Genomic DNA, 17,591 nt, shown 5'->3' with positions numbered 1-17,591 from the left:
CGCCTATGAAGGATTGTTCGGGAGAGTTTCGATGTACGAGTTCTTGAAGTCGCTGCAGGCCCAGGTCATCACGCTGCAGGTGCGTCTGTACGCCTGCCAGGCGCGAATGCAGGCGCCGACCGACAGCGAGGCGTTGCACGACCTGCGTATCGCCGTGCGCCGTCTGCGCAGTTTGCTGCGGCCACTGCGCCGCCAGCCGGAATGTGCGCGCCTGGAGGAGGCCGCTGCGGCCCTGGGCCAGGCCAGCGGCCCGTTGCGTGATCTGGAAGTGCTGATGGCCGAGCTGCAGCGCCAGGGGCATCTGGAGCTGGCTGGCCGCTATGCCGATGATGTGCGGCAGGGCTATCGGCAATTGCTCGATGGATTGCCCCTGCGACGTCTGCTGATCCTGCTCGACGACTGGCCGGAGGAATGCCGTGCCAGTGTCGCCGCGGGGGAGTGGCGGATGGGCGAGAAACGGGTGCTCAAGTACATGGCCAAGCAGCGCGATACGCTGGCCGAGGCCTTGCGCGATCCGGCCCATGATCGCCACCGCCTGCGCCTGCTGATCAAGCGCGTGCGCTATTGCGCGGAGATCTACCCGCAACTGGTCGGGTTGCCCAAGGCGACTGCCAAGGCCCTGCGCAAGGCCCAGGGCGCGCTGGGCGACTGGCACGATCAGCTGCAGTGGCTGACGCGAGTTTCGGCCGAGCCGACGCTCGCGGTCTGCGCCGAACAGTGGCAGACACGCATGCTGCAGGCCGAAAGTCGGGCGGACCAGGCGCTGCTGGAATTGCTCGAGCATTACCCGCAGGCCGCTGATCCCGCCACTGAATGAGCGGGAATTCCGCCGCTGAATTGGCCGGAGTGACCCTCCCGCGTCGATACGCTTTTCTCCTAAGCTGCATTCCTTATCCGAGGGAGACCGTTGAATGACTTTTGCTGAACTGCTGCATGCCGTGCACACCCGTCCGCACCACGTCGTGGTGCCGCCCTTGTGGGGGCAGGGTCGGGCCACCTTCGGCGGCCTGGTGGCGGCGTTGGTGTACGAGGCCATGCGTGGCAAGGTGACGCCCGGCCGCCCGGTACGTTCGCTGTCGATCAGCTTCATCGGTCCGCTGCAGATGGGCGAGCCGGTGGCCTTCGAGGCCGAGCTGCTGCGCGAGGGCAAGGCGGTCAGCCAGGTGCTCGGCAAGGCCGTGCAGAATGGCCAGGTGGTGGCGCTGGTGCAGGGCAGCTTCGGCGCCTCTCGCGAGTCGGCAGTGCATGTCGAGCAGTTGCCGGCACCAGCGATGAAGGCCGTGGAGGAGTGCCAGGAGCTGCCCTACATCAAGGACGTCACGCCGGAGTTCACCCGTTTTCTGGCCATGCGCTGGGGCCTGGGCGGCATGCCGTTCACCAACAACCCGTCACGCGAAATGGGCGGCTGGGTGCGCCTGCGCAGCGACATTTCCCACGACAAGGTCAGCGAAGCGCATCTGCTGGCTCTGGTCGACGCCTGGCCACCGGCGGTGCTGTCGCACCTCAGTGCGCCGGCCCCTGGCAGCTCGCTGACCTGGACCATCGAGTTCGTGCAGCCGGTGGCGGCGCTGAATACCCATGAGTGGTGCCTGTATCACGCGCAGATCGAGCACGCGCGTGACGGCTACGGGCACATCGCTGCCGGGCTGTGGAGCCCGTCTGGCGAGTTGCTGGCGATGAGCCGGCAGACGGTCACCGTATTCGGCTGAGTCAGTCGTGTGCCAGTGCCGGCAGGTCGAAGAACTGCCGTGCGCTGGCGGTGGTGTGCCGGGCCACGCTCTCTTGGCTTTCGCCACGGTGCAGCGCCACCTCGCGCAGCACTTCCGTGAGAAAGGCCGGTTCGTTGTGGCCACTCTTCGGTTTAGGCCGCAGGCTGCGTGGCAGCAGGTAAGGCGCATCGCTTTCCAGCATCAGGCGGCCTTCGGGGATTTCGCGCACCAGTGGATGCAAATGCGTGCCGCGGCGCTCGTCGCAGATCCAGCCGGTGATGCCGATGTGCAGGTCCAAGTCGAGGTAGGCGTACAGCGCAGCCTTTTCGCCAGTGAAGCAGTGCACCACCGCCGCCGGCAGGCGGTCACGAAACTCGCGCAGAATGGCCAGCAGGCGCTCACTGGCCTCGCGCTCGTGGAGGAATACCGGCAGTTGCAGCTCGACGGCCAGCGCCAGTTGCTCTTCGAGGGCTTTTTCCTGTTGCGGACGCGGTGAAAAATCGCGGTTGAAGTCCAGGCCGCATTCACCCACCGCGCGCACTTGCGGCTGCTCCAGCAACGCGCGCAGCTGTCGGGCGCTGTCCGTGCTCCACTGGCTGGCGTCGTGCGGGTGGACGCCGGCAGTGCTGAACAGGCGCTGGCCGCCATCGTCCAATTCACGGCACAGGGCCAGGGCATTTTCGCTCTCGTCCAGGCTGGTACCGGTCAGGACCAACTGGCAGACACCGGCGGCCTGTGCCCGGGCGAGCACCGCGTCACGCTCCCGGGCAAGACTCGGGTGGGTCAGATTGACGCCAATGTCGATGAGCTGCATCGTGCTACCTCGCTGTCGAAGCTGGCCAGCATAACAAAGCCGATTGTTTATTGATAAAATCAATAATTACATAGAGTTATCAATGCTATTTAAAGTCAGATACACGATTTGACTGGCGCCCAGCGAATGATTGCCGCAGGCTGCGCGCCGCTGTTTCGGAACTCGCGCGGCTGCGAGCCCATCCAGCCAGCCCCCTCGATCATTCCCAGGCGCCCCCTGGAGGCTGGATGACCCGCGCTCTGCTGCTTCTCCTCTGCTGCCTGGCACTGCCGGTGCACGCGCGCCTGGCCGGGCCGCTGGAGGTGGGGCATGGCGGTGCGCCGGTGCGTGACCTGGCCGAGGTGCGCAAGAGCGGCGAGCTGCGGGTGCTGGTCAACCAGAGTCGCAACAGCTCGGGCGAAATCAAGGGCCAGGTGATCGGCAGCGAGCACCACCGCGTGCGGGCCTTCGAGCAGTACCTCAACCGCAATGCCCGTGACGGTCGCAGCCTGCGCCTGAAGATCGTCCCTAGGAGCAAGGACCAGTTGCTCGGCGCCCTGGCCCGTGGGGAAGGCGACGTGGTCGCTCCCGGCGAGCTGCTCGATACCCGCAACACCCAGGCGGTTAGTGCCAGCGCGGCGATTCGCAAGGATGTGCCGCTGGTGTTCGTTGCGCGCAAGGGCAACCGTCGTTATCAGGACTTCCTGCAGCTGGCCGGGCGTACCGTGGTGCTGCCGGCCGGCAGTGCGGCGGGCGAGGCCATCGCCACGTTCAACCTGAATCTGGCCGACCGCAAGCTGGCGCCGATCCTCATCGAATGGGCTGACCCGAGCCTGGCCGTTGAGGATGTGCTGGAGATGGTCCAGGCCGGTATCTATCCCTTCACCGTGGTCGAGCAGCCGATCGCCCAGCGCTGGGCCCGGGTGATGCCCAAACTGCGGGTGGATGAGCACATGGTGCTGGAGGACAAGAGCGACATGAGCTGGTTCGTGCGCCGCGATGCGCCGATGCTGCGCGCCAGCGTCGATCGTTTTCTCGCCAGCTACCGTAACCCGGACGACCAGGATGTCACCCTGCAGCGCGTCTACCGGCGCCTGTACAAAGTGCATTATCCCTTGGCCAGTGCCGACCTGCGGCGTCTGGAGCAGGTGCGCCCGGTGCTGCAGAAACATGCCGGCCAGCAAGACCTCGACTGGCTGGCACTCGCCGCACTGGCGTTCAAGGAGTCGACCCTCAACCCCAAGGCGCGTGGTGCCGGCGGCGCCACCGGGCTGATGCAGATTACGCCGTCGGCCGCGCGTGCCGTTGGAGTGGGCAATATCCAGGGCGTGGACGGCAACGTGCAGGCATCGGCGAAGTACCTGGCGATGATTCGCCGCAAGTTCTTCGCCAGCAACCAGCTCAACGAGCGCGAACGCATGGCCTTCGTTCTGGCGGCCTACAACATGGGCCCGGAGCGGGTTCAGGGCTTGCGGGCCGAGGCCCGTCGCCGCGGACTCAACCCTAATCAGTGGTTCTTCCAGGTCGAGCGGGTGGCGATGGAGCAGGTCGGCATGGGCGTGGTCAGCTACGTCAACAGCGTCAACAAGTACTACCTGGCGTTTGATCGGGAGCGCGCGCTGCTGGAGCCGGGCAAGCAACGTGCGAGCACACGCTGATATCAATTAATTAGATATTTATTAGCGTAAAAATGCGCCTTCATAATCTATTAATTGATTTAATCTGTGCTTCACCAACTGCTCACACCCCAACACAAGGACAGCAACCCATGAACGCACTGATCAAATCCGCTCTCGCTACCAACGCCGGCTACGGCATCACCCTGTTGCGCATCGTCACCGGCCTGACCTTCGCTGCCCACGGCTCGCAAAAGCTCTTCGGCTGGTTCGGCGGCTACGGCCTGGCCGGCACCGGCCAGTGGCTGGAAAGCATCGGCATCGCCCCCGGCTACCTGATGGCAGGCTTGGCGGGTAGCGCCGAGTTCTTCGGTGGCCTGGCCCTGATCATCGGCCTGTTGGTACGTCCTGCAGCGGTTTCCCTGCTGGTGGCAATGCTGGTCGCGATTTTCAGTGTGCACTGGGTCAACGGCTTCTTCATCACTGCCAATGGCTACGAGTACGCGATGATTCTCGGCCTGATCAGTGCGGTGCTGCTGATCGAAGGCGCCGGCAAGCTTTCCCTGGACCGGCGCATCGCCGGCTGATCGCCTACTGCTCAAAAAGGCCCGCTGATGCGGGCCTTTTTGCGTTTTTCTACCGCTAGTTCTGCTTTTCGCGCTCGCTGGCCAGCTCTTCGGCTGCGGCCAGGCGCAGACGTTCCTGCTCGTTGAAGCGTTCTTCGGCGATCTCCTGCAGGGCGCTTTCCTTGTCGCTGTCGCTCAGGCCGCTGGCTTCGATACGGGCCTTTTCCTGGCGGTAATCGTTCAGGCGGGAGGTCCATTGCTGGCGACGCTGGTCGAGCTCGTTGAGGCGCGCAGTGGCTTCGGCACCGACCAGTTGTAGGCGCAGCTGCTGGATCTGCTCGGCGCTGCCGCCCTGGGCCTGCAAGGCCGCAGTCTGTTGGCGCAGCTCGGTCTGCATCTGCGGGATTACCGCATCCTGCAGCTGCTCCGGCAGGTTGGCGCGCAGCTGGTCGAGGGCTTCGGCCTTCTGCTCGTCGCTCAGGCGCTGGTCGTGACGAATCGCCAGGCGCTGCAGGGTGAACTGGTTGTAGGCCTCTTCACCAGAGAAGAACGCCTGGTGCACGTCGGCGCTGAAGATCGAAGCGCGCAGGGCCTGCACGGCTTGTTCACGTTGCTGCATGGCATCCAGGCTGGCGAGTTGCGGCAGGTCGCGCTCGAGCTGAACCAGTTGTTTCTTGTAGTCGAGGTACTGATCGAGCAGCGCCAGGGCCTGTTCGCGGGCCGGCGCTTGCAGCTGCGCGGTGATGTAGGCCTGCAGGCGCTTGATACTGGCCTGGATGGTCTCCTCGCCGATGGCGCTGAGGAAGTAGTCGAAGATGCGACGGATGTCGTCGCTAATCAGCAGGTTGCCAGCCGCGTCGACATGGAATTCGCCGTCCACCTGGGTGCCGCCGAAGGAGGGCGGAAGCGGTGCCACGCCGGGAGCCAGGGTCGGTGCCTGGTTCTGCTGCGTCGCCAGTTCTGCTGGGGCTTCGGGGAGGTTGCTGGTGGGTTCGGATGAAGCGCTTGGCGAAGGGGCGACACTGGCTGGATTCGGGTTGAGGTAGAGGGTCAGCGCGATGCTGCCGCCCACGACCAGCGGGATGGCCAACAACAGTTTTCGATTCACGGCAGTACTCGAATAGCGCAACGGACCGGGGCCTTGCGGCCCCGGACGCAGGGTTAAAGACCGGCGGTCTTCAGGCGGTTGGCGTGCTGACGGTAGATGGTGAGCGGGTCGGTCTCGAACAGGCTGGTGAGGCCGAAGGTCTGGTTGACTTCGTCCAGGTGGTTCATCCGGTAGTCGTCGCGGATGACCTTGCCCAGGTGCGAGCTGCACTTGCCGACGAGGCCGTCGTTGGGCGTCTTGAAGGTCAGCGAGCTGGCGCCGAGCAGCAGGTCGCTGATATCGAGGACGTTGGTCAGCGGGCTGGTGCCGCTCCAGGAGTAGTAGCTGACACCGTTGACCTTGTACGCGCCTTCGCCGCACGCGCTGGTCGGGATGCCTTGCGGGTACTTGGCGTTGAACACCGCCGCGCCCTTGCTGTTCAGCGACTCGAGAGAACCCAGGGAGTTCTGCGGAGCCTTGCTCGGGCTGCCCGAGAGGAAATGGATCAGCGAGCCGAGGCCGTTGACGATGCCTGCCAGCAGCGCTTCACCCGCCGAGCCCGGCGGGATCTGGCGCAGGAAGTCGGCCGTCTCGGAGCCCTTGTGCGGGCCGCCAACGCTGGTGGCCGAGGCGACCAGGTCCGGGCGTACGGCAGCAACGTAGCGAATGGTCGGGCCGCCGTGGCTGTGGCCGATCAGGTTGACCTTGCCCTTGCCGCTGATGGCCGCGATTTCCTCGACCTGCTCGAGCAGTTCTTCACCGCGCAGTTCGGAGGTGTTCAGCTGGCTGACTTCGGTGATGTAGACACTGGCGCCATCGGAGCGCAGGGCCTTGGGAATGCCGTACCAGTAGTCGATACCGAGGATGCTGTCGAAACCGAGCATGCCGTGGGCCAGGACGACTGGATACTTGGTCTTGGTGTAACCGGTGGAGCCGAAAAGTCCGGCTTGGGCTTGCGCTGACATCAGCAGCGTGGCGCCGATACAGCAGGCGAGCAACGTCTTCTTCTTATTGTTCATTGGGGCGCTCTCAACACGTCATTGGGCAGTTTGACAAGCTCCTTGCGGCTAGCTCCATCCATCCTTGGTGGGCACGACAGCGCGGTAGGTATGGCAGGAAACATGCCAATTTAGAGCGCAGGCTCTAAACAGGCGTTTGAGCTGCAGGGTGCATGGTTAAAGGGATGACGAGATTGCTTGAAGTGTTACCTGGGGAAACGCGGGGTGTCCCGTGAGGTCACAGTGGCGATTGTGCCGGGTTGCCCGCAAGCGGCTTGTCTTGACAGCTCGGAGGGGGATTTCCTAGCATCCCCGTCCAGCGCCGATTTAGTCAGCTACTTGCGGGGCGCGGGGACCATCAATGGTTCCGAAATACCGCTAAAGCGCTGGTTCGGTGTCGCCTCTCACCGCTGCCCAGCGGACCCACGAGGCGGAGACACAGCAAAATGACCCGCGCACTCCCGCAGATACGCCTGGCCCCCATCACCTCGGGGCTGCTCAAGCACAATCCCAAGATCCTTCTCGGTGGCGACCACCAACCCGCGTTGCTGCGCTATCTCGACGGCTGGCCGAAGCGCTGGGGCGGGCGCCGCAGCTTCCTCATCCAGTTCAGCCGTACCGGCGAGTCGCTGGCGCGCTTCGCGGACAACAGTTTCGACCTGGCTGTGGTGCAGACGCCTGTAGCGGGTGAGGTGGAGGAACTGGTGCGCGAGCTGACCCGGGTGGCACGTCAGGGCCTGATCACCCGGCGCTGAGCGTCAGGGATATTCGATCGCCACGACGTACCAGAGCTTGTCGCCGGTGGGCGTCTGCACACGCACTTCGGCGTCCAGCGCCTTGCCGATCAGGGCGCGGGCCAGGGGCGAGTCGATGCTGATCAGGCCTTGCTTGAGATCGAGTTCGTCGGGGCCGACGATGCGATAGCGCGCCTCGACGCCGTCTTCGTCTTCCAGTGTGACCCAGGCACCGAAATAGACTTTGTCCGGGTCGCTCGGGCGGGCGTCGACCACCTTGAGGCTTTCCAGACGCTTGGTGAGAAAGCGCACGCGGCTGTCGATCTCGCGCAGCATCTTCTTGCCGTAGGTGTACTCGGCGTTCTCCGAGCGATCCCCCTGGGCGGCCGCTTCGCTGACCGACTGGGTTACCTGCGGACGGCGCACGTGCCACAGCTCGTGCAGTTCGGCGCGCAGGCGCGCCTCGCCCTCGGGGGTGATCAGCGGGGTGCCGGCGGAGCGGGGCGGACGATAGCGGCTCATGGGATTCTTGGATGAGGGAGGCCGGGCGAGTTTAACAAGCTCGTGAGCTCGCCCGCAGCCACCATCACCCTTCGCGCAGCACCGACAAGGGGCTGGCGTTCAACGCGCGGCGCGTGCCGATGATCCCGGCAGTGCCCACCAGCAGTGCGCCGATCAGTGGCAACACCAGTAGCCAGGGGTGTGGCTGCCACGGCAGATCCAGGGCGAAGCGGTAGAGCAGGAAGCTCACCACCTCGCAACCGAGCGCCGCGAGCAGGCCGCTGACCGCACCGAGCAGGGCAAACTCGCTGCGCCGTGCGGCCACCAGCAGACGGCGTTCCGCGCCCAGCGCACGCAGCAGCGCACCCTGGCGGATACGCTCATCCAGCGTGGTCTGCAGGCCGGCGAAGAGCACCGTCAGGCCCGCGGCGAGGACGAACAGCAGCACATACTCCACCGCCAGTGTGACCTGGGCGAGGATGCTGCGCAGCTGCTCCAGCAGCGCCTCGACCTGTAGTAGAGTCACGGCTGGAAACGCGCGGGCCAGCTCGACCAGTTGCCGCTCGCTGCCCGGCGGCAGGTAGAAGCTGGTCAGGTAGGTCGCCGGCAGATCCTGCAGCGTGCCGGGTTCGAAGATCATGTAGAAGTTCGGCTGGAAGCTGTCCCACTCGACTTCACGCAGGCTGCTCACGCGCGCCTGGCGCTCCAGCCCGCCGACGTTGAAGGTCAGCACGTCGCCCAGTTCCAGGTTCAGGCTGCCCGCCAGCTTGGCTTCCACCGACACACCAGGCAGTTCGCGTGGCTGGCCATCCCACCATTGTCCGGCCTGCACCACGTTACCGGCCGGCAGCTCGGCTGCCCAGGTCAGGCTGAGATCGCGGCTTACCGCGCGGTCGCCTTCGGATTCCTTGCTGACGCTGCGCTTCACCGCCTCGCCGTTGATCTGCACCAGGCGCCCGGCCACGATCGGGTACAGCGGCGCGGGGTGCGGCGACAGTTCGGCCAGGCGCGCAGCGAACGCGTCCTTGTCGGCGGGCAATACGTTCATGGCGAAGTGGTTGGGCGCCTCCTTGGGCAGTTGGTCCTGCCAGGTGTCGAGCAGTTCGCCACGCAGCAGGGCGATCAGCGCCATGGCCAACAAGATCAGGCCAAAAGCCAGCGATTGACCAGCAGCTGCCAGCGGGTAGCGCAACAGCTGCCCGAGGCCCAGGCGCCAGGGCAGGGAAGCCTTGGCCAGCAGACGACGCAGGCTGTGCAGGCCGAGCAGCAACAGGCCGCCGAGCAGCAGCGTGGCCAGCAGGCCGCCACCGAGCAGCGACAGAGTCAGTTTGAGGTCTAGGCTCAGGCGCCACATGATCACGCCGAGCGCCAGCAGCGCAGCGCCGTACACCAGCCAGGAGCTGGGTGGCACGGGCAGCATGTCGCGACGCAACACCCGCAGCGGCGGCACGCGGCCGAGAGCGGCCAGCGGCGGCAGGGCGAAACCGGCCAGCGCCACCAGCCCGGTGGCGATCCCGGTGATTGCCGGGAGGATGCCGCCAGGCGGTACGCCGGCCGGCAGCAGGTTGCGCAGCAGTTCGAATAGCACCAGTTGCGCGAGCCAGCCGAGCAGGGCGCCGATCAGGCTGGCGACGATGCCGAGCAGGGCCAATTGCAGGGTGAAGATTCCCAAGGCTTCGCGTCGCGACAGACCCAGGCAGCGCAGCAGCGCACTGGCGTCGTAGCGGCGCGCAGCGAAGCGTGCCGCCGACAGGGCCACGGCCACGCCGGCCAGCAGCACGGCGGCCAGGCTGGCCAGGTTGAGGTAGCGTTCGGCACGGCTCAGCGCGCCACCGATCTGCCGATTGCCGTCGCGCGCGTCTTCGATGCGCTGGTGCGGGGCGAGAGTGTCCTTGAGCGCGGCGCGATAGTCCTTGAGTGCCGCCTCTTCGCCGCGCCAGAGCTCGCGGTAGCGCACGCGGCTGCCGGGCTGCACCACGCCGGTCGCGGCCAGGTCGTCGAGGTGCATGAGCACGCGCGGGGTCAGGCTGTAGAAGTCACCGGCACGGTCGGGTTCGTAGGTCAGTACGCGGGTCAGTCGCAGCGACAGGTTGCCGACCTCGATCTGCTGGCCAATTTTCAGATCCAGCGCGGCGAACAGGCGCGACTCGGCCCAGGCTTCACCAGGCCGCGGCCCGGCACTCAACTGCTCCGGCTCATAAGGGGCGGCAGCACTCTTCAGGTCGCCGCGCAGCGGGTAGCCATCACTGGCGGCCTTGACGCTGGCGAGCTGGATGCCCTGGTCGGTGGCGATCACGCTGGAGAACTCGACCACCTGGGCGTGCTCCAGGCCGAGCTTTTGCCCGCGGTCGACCTGCGCGGGTGCTGCCGGCGAGCTGCCGGAAAGCAGCAGGTCGGCGCCGAGGAATTCGGTGGCGCGCAGCAGCATGGCGCCGTTCAGGCGTGCGCTGAAGTAGCCGATGGCGGTGCTGGCGGCGACGGCGATGATCAGGGCGAAGACCAGCACGCGCAGCTCGCCGGCGCGGGCATCGCGGCGCAACTGGCGGCTGGCCAAACTCAGCAGGCGGGTAAGGGGCATTTCAGGGCTCCACGCTGTCGACCAGGCGACCACCTTCGAGGCGAATCAGGCGTCGGCAGCGGTGCGCCAGGCGTTCGTCGTGGGTCACCAGAACCAGCGTGGTGCCTTGCTCCTGGTTGAGCGCGAAGAGCAGATCGCTGATGTGCTCGCCGGTGTGGCTGTCGAGGTTGCCGGTGGGCTCGTCGGCGAACAGCACCGCCGGTTCGGCGGCGAACGCGCGGGCAATCGCCACGCGCTGTTGTTCGCCACCGGAGAGCTGGCGCGGCGAATGGGTCAGGCGCTGGCCGAGGCCGACACGTTGCAGCAGCTCCTGGGCACGCTCGCGGGCGTCACGGCGGCCGTCGAGCTCCAGAGGCAGCATGACGTTTTCCAGCGCGTTGAGGTTGTCGAGCAGCTGAAAGGACTGAAAGACGAAACCGACCAGCTCGGCACGCACGCGGGCGCGCTGGTCTTCGTCGAGTTGGCTGAGGTTGTGTTTGGCCAGTGTGACCTCGCCGCTGCTGGGCAGGTCGAGGCCGGCGAGCAGGCCGAGCAGGGTGGATTTGCCCGAGCCGGAGCTGCCGACGATAGCCAGGCTGTCGCCGCGGGCCAGGTCGAAGCTGAGGTCATGAAGGATGTGCAGCTCGCCTTCCGTGCTGGGTACCACTTTGCTAAGGTGCCGCGCAGAAAGAATGCTTGCGCTCATGGAGAGTCCGATGCGTACGTGGTGGGTTGGCGGTGCCGTGGCGTTGATGCTGTGGGCCCAGGGGGCGATGGCCGGCACCGTGCTGGTCGTTGGCGATAGTATCAGCGCGGCTTTTGGCCTGGATACCCGCGTGGGCTGGGTCGCCCTGCTAGAAAAACGCCTCGCCGACGAGGGTTTCGACCACCGCGTGGTGAATGCCTCGATCAGTGGTGACACCAGCGCAGGCGGCTTGGCGCGGCTGCCTGCGCTGCTTGCACAGCATCGTCCGCAGTGGGTGATTCTCGAACTGGGAGGCAACGACGGCCTGCGTGGCCAGCCCCCAGCGCAATTGCAACAGAATCTTGCCAGCATGGTTGATCAGTCCCGTGCGGTCGGGGCCGAGGTGGTGCTGCTTGGCATGCAGCTGCCGCCGAATTACGGAGCGCGCTACACCGGGGCTTTCGCCCAGGTTTTCAGCACCCTGGCAGAAGAGAAGAAGCTACCGTTGGTACCGTTCTTCCTCGACGGTGTCGGCGGGGTCGACGGCATGATGCAGGCCGATGGTCTGCACCCTGCGCTGGGCGCCCAGCCGCGCCTGCTGGACAACGTCTGGCCGACCCTGAAACCGCTGCTCTGAATCTTCCCAGCCTGCTGGCTTTCGGCTATCGTTGCGCCCCCGCCCCGGAGCTCTGAATGCCGCGTCCCGTCTGGTCTCTGCATGCTTACCAGTTGATCGTGCCGGACGAACAGCTCGACCTGTTCGCCTGCCGCGAAGCGCGCGTGCACCTGGTCGCCCGGCAGCTGGAGTTGAGCGGTTTTGCCGACCGTACGCTGTGTGGCGGATTGCTTCCGGCATTGCCGGTGATGCGTGGGGTGGACCGGGCCAGTCTGCGTGACAAGCGCTTGTGCGTGAACTGCAGGTTGGTGCTCGACGCCCAGCGTCGCGGCGAGCGGCCCATGTGGCCGGACCTGTAACCTCCCGGCGCCTGTTTCGGCCGTGTACAATCCCGACCTTTCCCATCAGCCATCAATGCCAAGGATTTTTGGATGTTGTCGCGCGTTTCTGTCGTCGCCCGTTCCCTGACGCTCGCCAGCCTCTGTGCTGCGGGTCCCGTTGCCGCGCTGGAACTGCCTCTGCCGCCGCCAGGTGAAGATATCGTCGGCCAGGTGCAGGTCATCAAGGCCCAGTACGAAGACACCTTTGCCGACCTCGGCGCGGCCAACGACCTTGGCTACCTGGAGATGGTCGCCGCCAACCCGGGCGTCGACCCGTGGCTACCGGGCGCCGGCGCCGAGATCATTCTGCCGACGCGCTACATCCTGCCGGCAGGCCCACGCGAAGGCATCGTGATCAACCTGGCCGAGTACCGCATGTATTACTTCCCGAAAGGGCAGAACGTGGTGCACACCTTCCCGCTGGGAATCGGTCGTGAAGGCTGGGGTTCGCCGATCGCGAAAACCACTATCACCGCGAAGACCGCCAACCCGGGCTGGACGCCGCCTGCGTCGATCCGTGCCGAACACGCTGCCGATGGCGATCCGCTGCCCACCTATGTGCCGCCGGGCCCGGACAATCCGCTGGGGCCGTTCAAGTTCACCCTGGGCGTTCCGGGCTATCTGATCCACGGCTCCAACAAGAAGTTCGGCATCGGCATGCGCGTAAGCCATGGCTGCTTCCGCATGCTCAACCACAACGTGCTGGAGCTGGCCAAGATGGCGCCGGTGGGCACGCCGCTGCGCATCATAAATGAGCCCTACAAGTTCGGTACCAGCAATGGCCGCATCTACCTCGAAGCGCATGCGCCGCTCGATGACCACGGCGAGCCGTCGGTGGTCGACAAGCACACCGCAGTGATCAACGCGCTGCTCAAGCGTGATGATCTGGCTGGTCAGCTGCGCCTGGACTGGGAAGTGGTACGTGAAGTGGTCGCAGCGGAAGATGGCATGCCGATCGAGATCGCCGTGCCTCAGGATCCGGCAGTGGCGAACAGCGAAACCCTGGAGTTCTAAGTCGTCGCTGTACACAGAACCGCTGATGCGCCGAAGCGTGTCAGCGGTTTTTTATTGCCAGAAATTCGGGCAATAAAAAAAGCCGACCCGGCGAACCGGATCGGCTTTTCTCAAAGCCTTGGCAAGAATTACTTGCGGCTGGCTTTTTCCAGCATGCGCAGAGCGCGCTCGTTGGCTTCGTCAGCAGTCTGCTGAGCCTTCTGAGCAGCAGCCAGAGCTTCATCAGCCTTACGGTAGGCTTCGTCGGCACGGGCTTGAGCGCGAGCGGCTGCATCTTCAGTTGCAGTCAGGCGAGCTTCGGTTTCTTTGGAGACGCTGCTGCAACCGGTAGCCAGAACTGCTGCCAGGGCCAGAGCAGAGAATTTCAGAACGTTGTTCATCGTGTTCCCCTTAAGGTGGACTTTCCATAAAAGCAATCTCCCAAAGCTGGGAAATTAGCCGGGCTACATACTACCCATTAGTTGTAGTAAGTAAACTGACCAAACGTAAGACAAGCAGTTTTTTTTGCTCCCTGCCACATACATTCAGTTTTTGTTTAAAAAACATACAGTTCAAGTTAGCTGTCGAGTCGCCGCAAGGCCTTTTGCTGTGAGGGATCGAGCAACAATGCGCATGACTCGTGCGTCAGAAAATACAGGCTCGAACGCATAGTTTTTCCACTGGATGGTGCACAGACTTGGTGCTGTTCACTGAAAGTGCAGGCTCGCATATAGCGCAGTTGCATGGGACTCCTGATAAGCCGCTTTTCGGACTTTCTCCTGTGAGTATGTGGCGCCGACAAAGAGCTCAAACGGCCGATGCATTTAGTTGTCTAGCTGAAAGAGCCCGTGTGGTTGCGATACCGACTCGCGCAACTGCAGATATGCCGTTAAGTAATTACATGTTTTTGTCTTATGATGACGACTCGTGACGCAACCCGTTGGTGCGTGGAGCCAATCGACTTTGCACAACGAATGACCTGAGGCATTTATCCCTCGGGCAAAGACCGATAAGGTAGGGGCAGTTTTGTTTGAGGTAGAGGAGCAGAGATGAGCGAGGCGCTCTCCATCCACCATGACCTGGCAGGTCATCAGTTCGAGACCACCATCGATGGTCATCGGGCGTATCTGGCGTATATGGATCTGGGTAAGCAGACGCTCGATATCTATCGGACCTTCGTGCCCAATGCCCTGCGTGGTCGCGGCATCGCCGCGGCGTTGACCGAACAGGCACTGGAATATGCCGACGGCCTGGGTTACACGGTGATTCCTTCCTGCTCCTATGTCGAACGCTACATGGAGCGGCGCCAGCGCCAGTCGCGCTGAGCAGCATATACAAAAACGCCGGGCATTGCCCGGCGTTTTCATTTCTGCGCTATCAGCTGCGCTGGCGTTTCGGCAGCACGTCCTTGAGTTTGGCGTGCATGCTGCGCAGGGTCTTCTCGGTAGCGTCCCAGTCGATGCAGGCATCGGTGATGGAAACCCCGTACTGGAGGTCGCAAAGGTTCTTCGGAATCGACTGCGCCCCCCAGCCCAGATGGCTCTCGACCATCAGGCCGACGATCGAGTTGTTGCCTTCGAGAATCTGGTTGGCGACGTTTTCCATCACCAGCGGCTGCAGGGCCGGGTCCTTGTTGGAGTTGGCGTGGCTGCAGTCGACCATCACGTTCGGGCGAATCTTCGCCTTGGCCAGTTCCTGCTCGCAGATGGCGACGCTGACGGAGTCGTAGTTCGGCTTGCCGTTGCCACCACGCAGAACCACGTGGCCGTATGCGTTGCCCTTGGTGGTGACGATCGATACGCCACCTTCCTGGTTGATGCCGAGGAAACGATGCGGGCTGGAGACGGACTGCAGGGCGTTGATCGCCACGGTCAGGCCGCCGTCGGTGCCGTTCTTGAAACCGACTGCGGACGACAGGCCGGAGGCCATTTCGCGGTGGGTCTGCGATTCGGTGGTACGGGCGCCGATGGCCGACCAGCTGATCAGATCCTGCAGGTACTGCGGGGAGATCGGATCGAGTGCTTCGGTGGCGGTTGGCAGGCCCATTTCGGCCAGGTCACGCAGCAGCTGGCGGCCGATGTGCAGGCCATCCTGGATCTTGAAGGAGTCATCCAGGTACGGGTCGTTGATCAGGCCCTTCCAGCCGACGGTGGTGCGCGGCTTCTCGAAGTACACGCGCATGATCAGGAACAGGCTGTCGGAGACCTCGGCAGCCAGTACCTTGAGGCGCTCGGCGTATTCGTGGGCGGCCTTGATGTCGTGGATGGAGCAGGGGCCGACGACCACGAACAGGCGGTGATCCTTGCCGTCGAGAATGTTGCGGACCACTTCGCGACCATGGGTGACGGTGCGCTGAGCTGCTTCGGTGAGGGGAATCTCGCGCTTGAGCTGCGCCGGGGTGATCAGGGTTTCGTTGGATGAAACGTTGAGATCGTCGATCGGTAAATCAGCCATCGTGTTACTCATCAGTCACGGGTGCCGGGCGGCAGAGGCTCGGCATCATTATGGTCGCGGGGAGGCGGAACCTTAGCGCGTTACGGGCTGGCTCGACAATGGGCGCGGGTGTGAAATCGGCCAGGATATGGCCAGTGGCTAGTTCAGGCTGGCGCTGGAGTACTCGGTGGCATGCAGGGCGATCCATTCGCTGGCGACGCTCTCGACGGCAACGTGCTCGCCGAGTTCCAGTTCGCGCTGATGGCGGTACAACTCGATCTGGCAGACCTGTTCCACCATGCGCGCACGGAACAGGGTGTCCTCGTCGATGAACGCAATACCGACCAGATAGTCGTCGGAGCGTTTGCGGCACCAGGCCACCACGCCGGGATAGCGGGCCTGTTCGCCGAGCAGCGGTACACGAAGTTCGACGGCGGTACCCTTGCGAAAGCCTTTGGTTGAATTGCAGGCGACGCCGCCAACGCTGATATTGTTCAGGCGTTGGCGCGGCAGGAAGGCATGCTTTCGTTGCACCAGTTCGACTGGCATATCACTGGGATGGCGCAAAAAACGGCGCATTCTTACTTCTCCGAGTGCCACTGATTTGACATCACTGATGGACAGTATAGTGACCGGAAACATTCCTGAGCTCGAATTGACCGATTTTGACGCGGAGCGCCGCCTTCTCGAGCTTCCGGGCACCTCTTTACTGGTATTCACCAGCACAGGCTGTGCCAGTTGTCGCTGGGCACGGCGCGAGCTGTCTGGCATGGCGCTGCCGGTCGACCGGTTGTGCTGGGTGGATGCCGGGCGCAACGGCGGCCTGGTACAGCGCTATGAGGTGTTCCACCTGCCGAGCCTGTTCCTGGTCCGCGACGGCCTGTTCCACGGAGCCGTTCATTCACGTCTGAGCCCGCCATTACTGGCCGCGGCGATCACAATCACGCTGAACAACCCCACAGAGGAATTACCCTGATGGCTGAACAAAAACGTCCGCGCATCGGTATTGTCGGCACCGGCGCGATCGGTGGTTTCTATGGCCTGATGCTGGCTCGTGCCGGGTTCGAGGTGCATTTTCTGCTGCGAAGCGAATACGCCGCGGTGAAGGCGCAGGGGTTGCGGGTCAACAGCGCCGTGCATGGCAAATTGCACGAACCGCAGGTTCATGCATGGCAGGATGCAGGACAGATGCCTGCGTGTGACTGGCTACTGGTCGGCACCAAGACCACTGCCAATGCCGAGCTGGCGCCTCTGCTGGCACAGCTTGCGGCGCCGGATACGCGCATCGTGCTGCTGCAGAACGGTCTGGGCGTCGAGGAGCAGCTGCAGCCGCTGCTGCCGGAGTCGGTGCATCTGCTGGGTGGGCTCTGTTTCATCTGCGTACACCGCTCCGCACCGGGCGTCGTCGAGCATCAGGCGTTGGGTATGGTCAATCTGGGGTATCACTCGGGGCCGGCGGAAGACACCGCCGCGCGCATGGCCATCGTCGAAGAGGGGGCGGCACTGTTTCAGCAGGCCGGCCTGGAATCCACGGCGATGGCCAACCTGCAGCAGGCTCGTTGGCAGAAGCTGGTGTGGAACGTGCCCTACAACGGCCTGTCGGTACTGTTCGATGCCGGCACCACGCGCTTGATGGCCAACGTTGACAGTCGCGCACTGATCCACGCGCTGATGGAGGAAGTGGTGCAGGGTGCTGCGGCCTGTGGTTACAGTCTGCCGGCGGGCTATGCCGACAGCCTGCTCAAGGCCACCGAGCGCATGCCGGACTACCTGCCCAGCATGTACCACGACTTCGCAGAGCACCGGCCGCTGGAGCTGCAGGCCATCTATCAGGCGCCGCTGGACGCTGCCGCCGCGGCGGGCTGCGAATTGCCGAAGATGCGCATGCTGTTGCAGGCCCTGCGCTTTTTGGCCGCACCCTAG

The 17,591-nt window shown here is 64.1% G+C and carries 20 protein-coding genes; 11 read left to right on the top strand and 9 right to left on the bottom strand.

Translation table 11 applies throughout. The features are described from left to right. Window positions 1–31 precede the first annotated feature (31 nt). Both IB229_RS14380 and IB229_RS14375 read left to right on the top strand, forming a co-directional pair. A complete protein-coding gene (locus IB229_RS14380) occupies window positions 32–817 on the top strand; it encodes a CHAD domain-containing protein (RefSeq protein WP_192330094.1) in 786 nt (261 codons plus the stop codon). Between the two features lie 94 nt (window positions 818–911). Beyond that, complete coding sequence (locus tag IB229_RS14375) at window positions 912–1,709, top strand: acyl-CoA thioesterase (protein ID WP_192330092.1); 798 nt, start codon at window positions 912–914, stop codon at window positions 1,707–1,709. Between the two features lies 1 nt (window position 1,710). Here IB229_RS14375 and IB229_RS14370 read toward each other — a convergent pair whose 3' ends face one another. Then, entirely contained in the window at window positions 1,711–2,523 is an 813-nt protein-coding gene (locus tag IB229_RS14370; protein ID WP_192330090.1) for a TatD family hydrolase, read from the bottom strand. Between the two features lie 227 nt (window positions 2,524–2,750). Here IB229_RS14370 and IB229_RS14365 point away from each other — a divergent pair, with 227 nt between their 5' ends. Further along, on the top strand, window positions 2,751–4,160 hold the full coding sequence (locus IB229_RS14365; protein ID WP_192330088.1) for a transglycosylase SLT domain-containing protein: 1,410 nt from the start codon (window positions 2,751–2,753) through the stop codon (window positions 4,158–4,160). A gap of 110 nt (window positions 4,161–4,270) precedes the next feature. After that, window positions 4,271–4,705 (top strand): DoxX family protein, encoded by a 435-nt coding sequence (locus IB229_RS14360; RefSeq protein ID WP_192330086.1) that lies wholly within the window; start codon window positions 4,271–4,273, stop codon window positions 4,703–4,705. 55 nt (window positions 4,706–4,760) lie between these two features. Here IB229_RS14360 and IB229_RS14355 read toward each other — a convergent pair whose 3' ends face one another. Both IB229_RS14355 and IB229_RS14350 read right to left on the bottom strand, forming a co-directional pair. After that, complete coding sequence (locus IB229_RS14355) at window positions 4,761–5,792, bottom strand: lipase secretion chaperone (protein ID WP_192330084.1); 1,032 nt, start codon at window positions 5,790–5,792, stop codon at window positions 4,761–4,763. A 53-nt stretch (window positions 5,793–5,845) separates the two neighbouring features. Then, a complete protein-coding gene (locus IB229_RS14350; protein ID WP_192330082.1) occupies window positions 5,846–6,790 on the bottom strand; it encodes a triacylglycerol lipase in 945 nt (314 codons plus the stop codon). Window positions 6,791–7,215: 425 nt separating this feature from the next. Here IB229_RS14350 and IB229_RS14345 point away from each other — a divergent pair, with 425 nt between their 5' ends. After that, the gene (locus IB229_RS14345; protein WP_192330080.1) at window positions 7,216–7,524 is read left to right on the top strand and encodes a class I SAM-dependent methyltransferase; all 309 of its coding nucleotides are present in this window, start codon (window positions 7,216–7,218) and stop codon (window positions 7,522–7,524) included. A 3-nt stretch (window positions 7,525–7,527) separates the two neighbouring features. On the opposite strand, the gene greB is transcribed toward IB229_RS14345, so the two are convergent. The 3 genes from greB to IB229_RS14330 form a co-directional block, all read right to left on the bottom strand. Beyond that, window positions 7,528–8,025: a transcription elongation factor GreB gene (gene greB / locus IB229_RS14340; RefSeq protein WP_192330078.1), complete on the bottom strand. Its 498-nt coding sequence runs from the start codon at window positions 8,023–8,025 to the stop codon at window positions 7,528–7,530. A gap of 64 nt (window positions 8,026–8,089) precedes the next feature. Further along, on the bottom strand, window positions 8,090–10,582 hold the full coding sequence (locus tag IB229_RS14335) for an ABC transporter permease (protein WP_192330076.1): 2,493 nt from the start codon (window positions 10,580–10,582) through the stop codon (window positions 8,090–8,092). Between the two features lies 1 nt (window position 10,583). Beyond that, a complete protein-coding gene (locus IB229_RS14330; protein ID WP_192330074.1) occupies window positions 10,584–11,267 on the bottom strand; it encodes an ABC transporter ATP-binding protein in 684 nt (227 codons plus the stop codon). 10 nt (window positions 11,268–11,277) lie between these two features. On the opposite strand from IB229_RS14330, the gene IB229_RS14325 reads away from it, so the two are divergent. The 3 genes from IB229_RS14325 (at window position 11,278) to IB229_RS14315 (ending at window position 13,256) form a co-directional block, all read left to right on the top strand. After that, entirely contained in the window at window positions 11,278–11,883 is a 606-nt protein-coding gene (locus IB229_RS14325; RefSeq protein ID WP_192330072.1) for an arylesterase, read from the top strand. A gap of 56 nt (window positions 11,884–11,939) precedes the next feature. Beyond that, window positions 11,940–12,221, top strand: a complete 282-nt coding sequence (locus IB229_RS14320) for a hypothetical protein (protein WP_192330070.1) — start codon at window positions 11,940–11,942, stop codon at window positions 12,219–12,221. A 72-nt stretch (window positions 12,222–12,293) separates the two neighbouring features. Beyond that, window positions 12,294–13,256 (top strand): L,D-transpeptidase family protein, encoded by a 963-nt coding sequence (locus tag IB229_RS14315; RefSeq protein ID WP_192330068.1) that lies wholly within the window; start codon window positions 12,294–12,296, stop codon window positions 13,254–13,256. A 128-nt stretch (window positions 13,257–13,384) separates the two neighbouring features. Here IB229_RS14315 and oprI read toward each other — a convergent pair whose 3' ends face one another. Then, complete coding sequence (oprI, locus tag IB229_RS14310; protein ID WP_003448337.1) at window positions 13,385–13,636, bottom strand: outer membrane lipoprotei OprI; 252 nt, start codon at window positions 13,634–13,636, stop codon at window positions 13,385–13,387. 648 nt (window positions 13,637–14,284) lie between these two features. On the opposite strand from oprI, the gene IB229_RS14305 reads away from it, so the two are divergent. Then, a complete protein-coding gene (locus tag IB229_RS14305; RefSeq protein WP_192330066.1) occupies window positions 14,285–14,560 on the top strand; it encodes a GNAT family N-acetyltransferase in 276 nt (91 codons plus the stop codon). Window positions 14,561–14,612: 52 nt separating this feature from the next. On the opposite strand, the gene IB229_RS14300 is transcribed toward IB229_RS14305, so the two are convergent. Together IB229_RS14300 and IB229_RS14295 are read right to left on the bottom strand one after the other, a co-directional pair. Further along, window positions 14,613–15,689 carry a 3-deoxy-7-phosphoheptulonate synthase gene (locus IB229_RS14300; protein ID WP_192330064.1) on the bottom strand — a complete coding sequence of 359 codons (1,077 nt, stop codon included), beginning with the start codon at window positions 15,687–15,689 and terminating at the stop codon, window positions 14,613–14,615. Window positions 15,690–15,827: 138 nt separating this feature from the next. Then, window positions 15,828–16,247, bottom strand: a complete 420-nt coding sequence (locus IB229_RS14295; protein ID WP_192330062.1) for a PilZ domain-containing protein — start codon at window positions 16,245–16,247, stop codon at window positions 15,828–15,830. Window positions 16,248–16,284: 37 nt separating this feature from the next. On the opposite strand from IB229_RS14295, the gene IB229_RS14290 reads away from it, so the two are divergent. Next, entirely contained in the window at window positions 16,285–16,644 is a 360-nt protein-coding gene (locus IB229_RS14290) for a thioredoxin family protein (protein ID WP_192330060.1), read from the top strand. Beyond that, window positions 16,644–17,591: a putative 2-dehydropantoate 2-reductase gene (locus IB229_RS14285; protein WP_192330058.1), complete on the top strand. Its 948-nt coding sequence runs from the start codon at window positions 16,644–16,646 to the stop codon at window positions 17,589–17,591. The genes IB229_RS14290 and IB229_RS14285 overlap by 1 nt, the downstream gene beginning before the upstream one ends.

Source organism: Pseudomonas sp. PDM14 (genome assembly GCF_014851905.1).
Lineage (GTDB): Bacteria > Pseudomonadota > Gammaproteobacteria > Pseudomonadales > Pseudomonadaceae > Aquipseudomonas.
The sequence above is the reverse complement of the archived record's forward strand: the minus strand, read 5'-3'. Positions and strand labels throughout refer to the sequence as shown.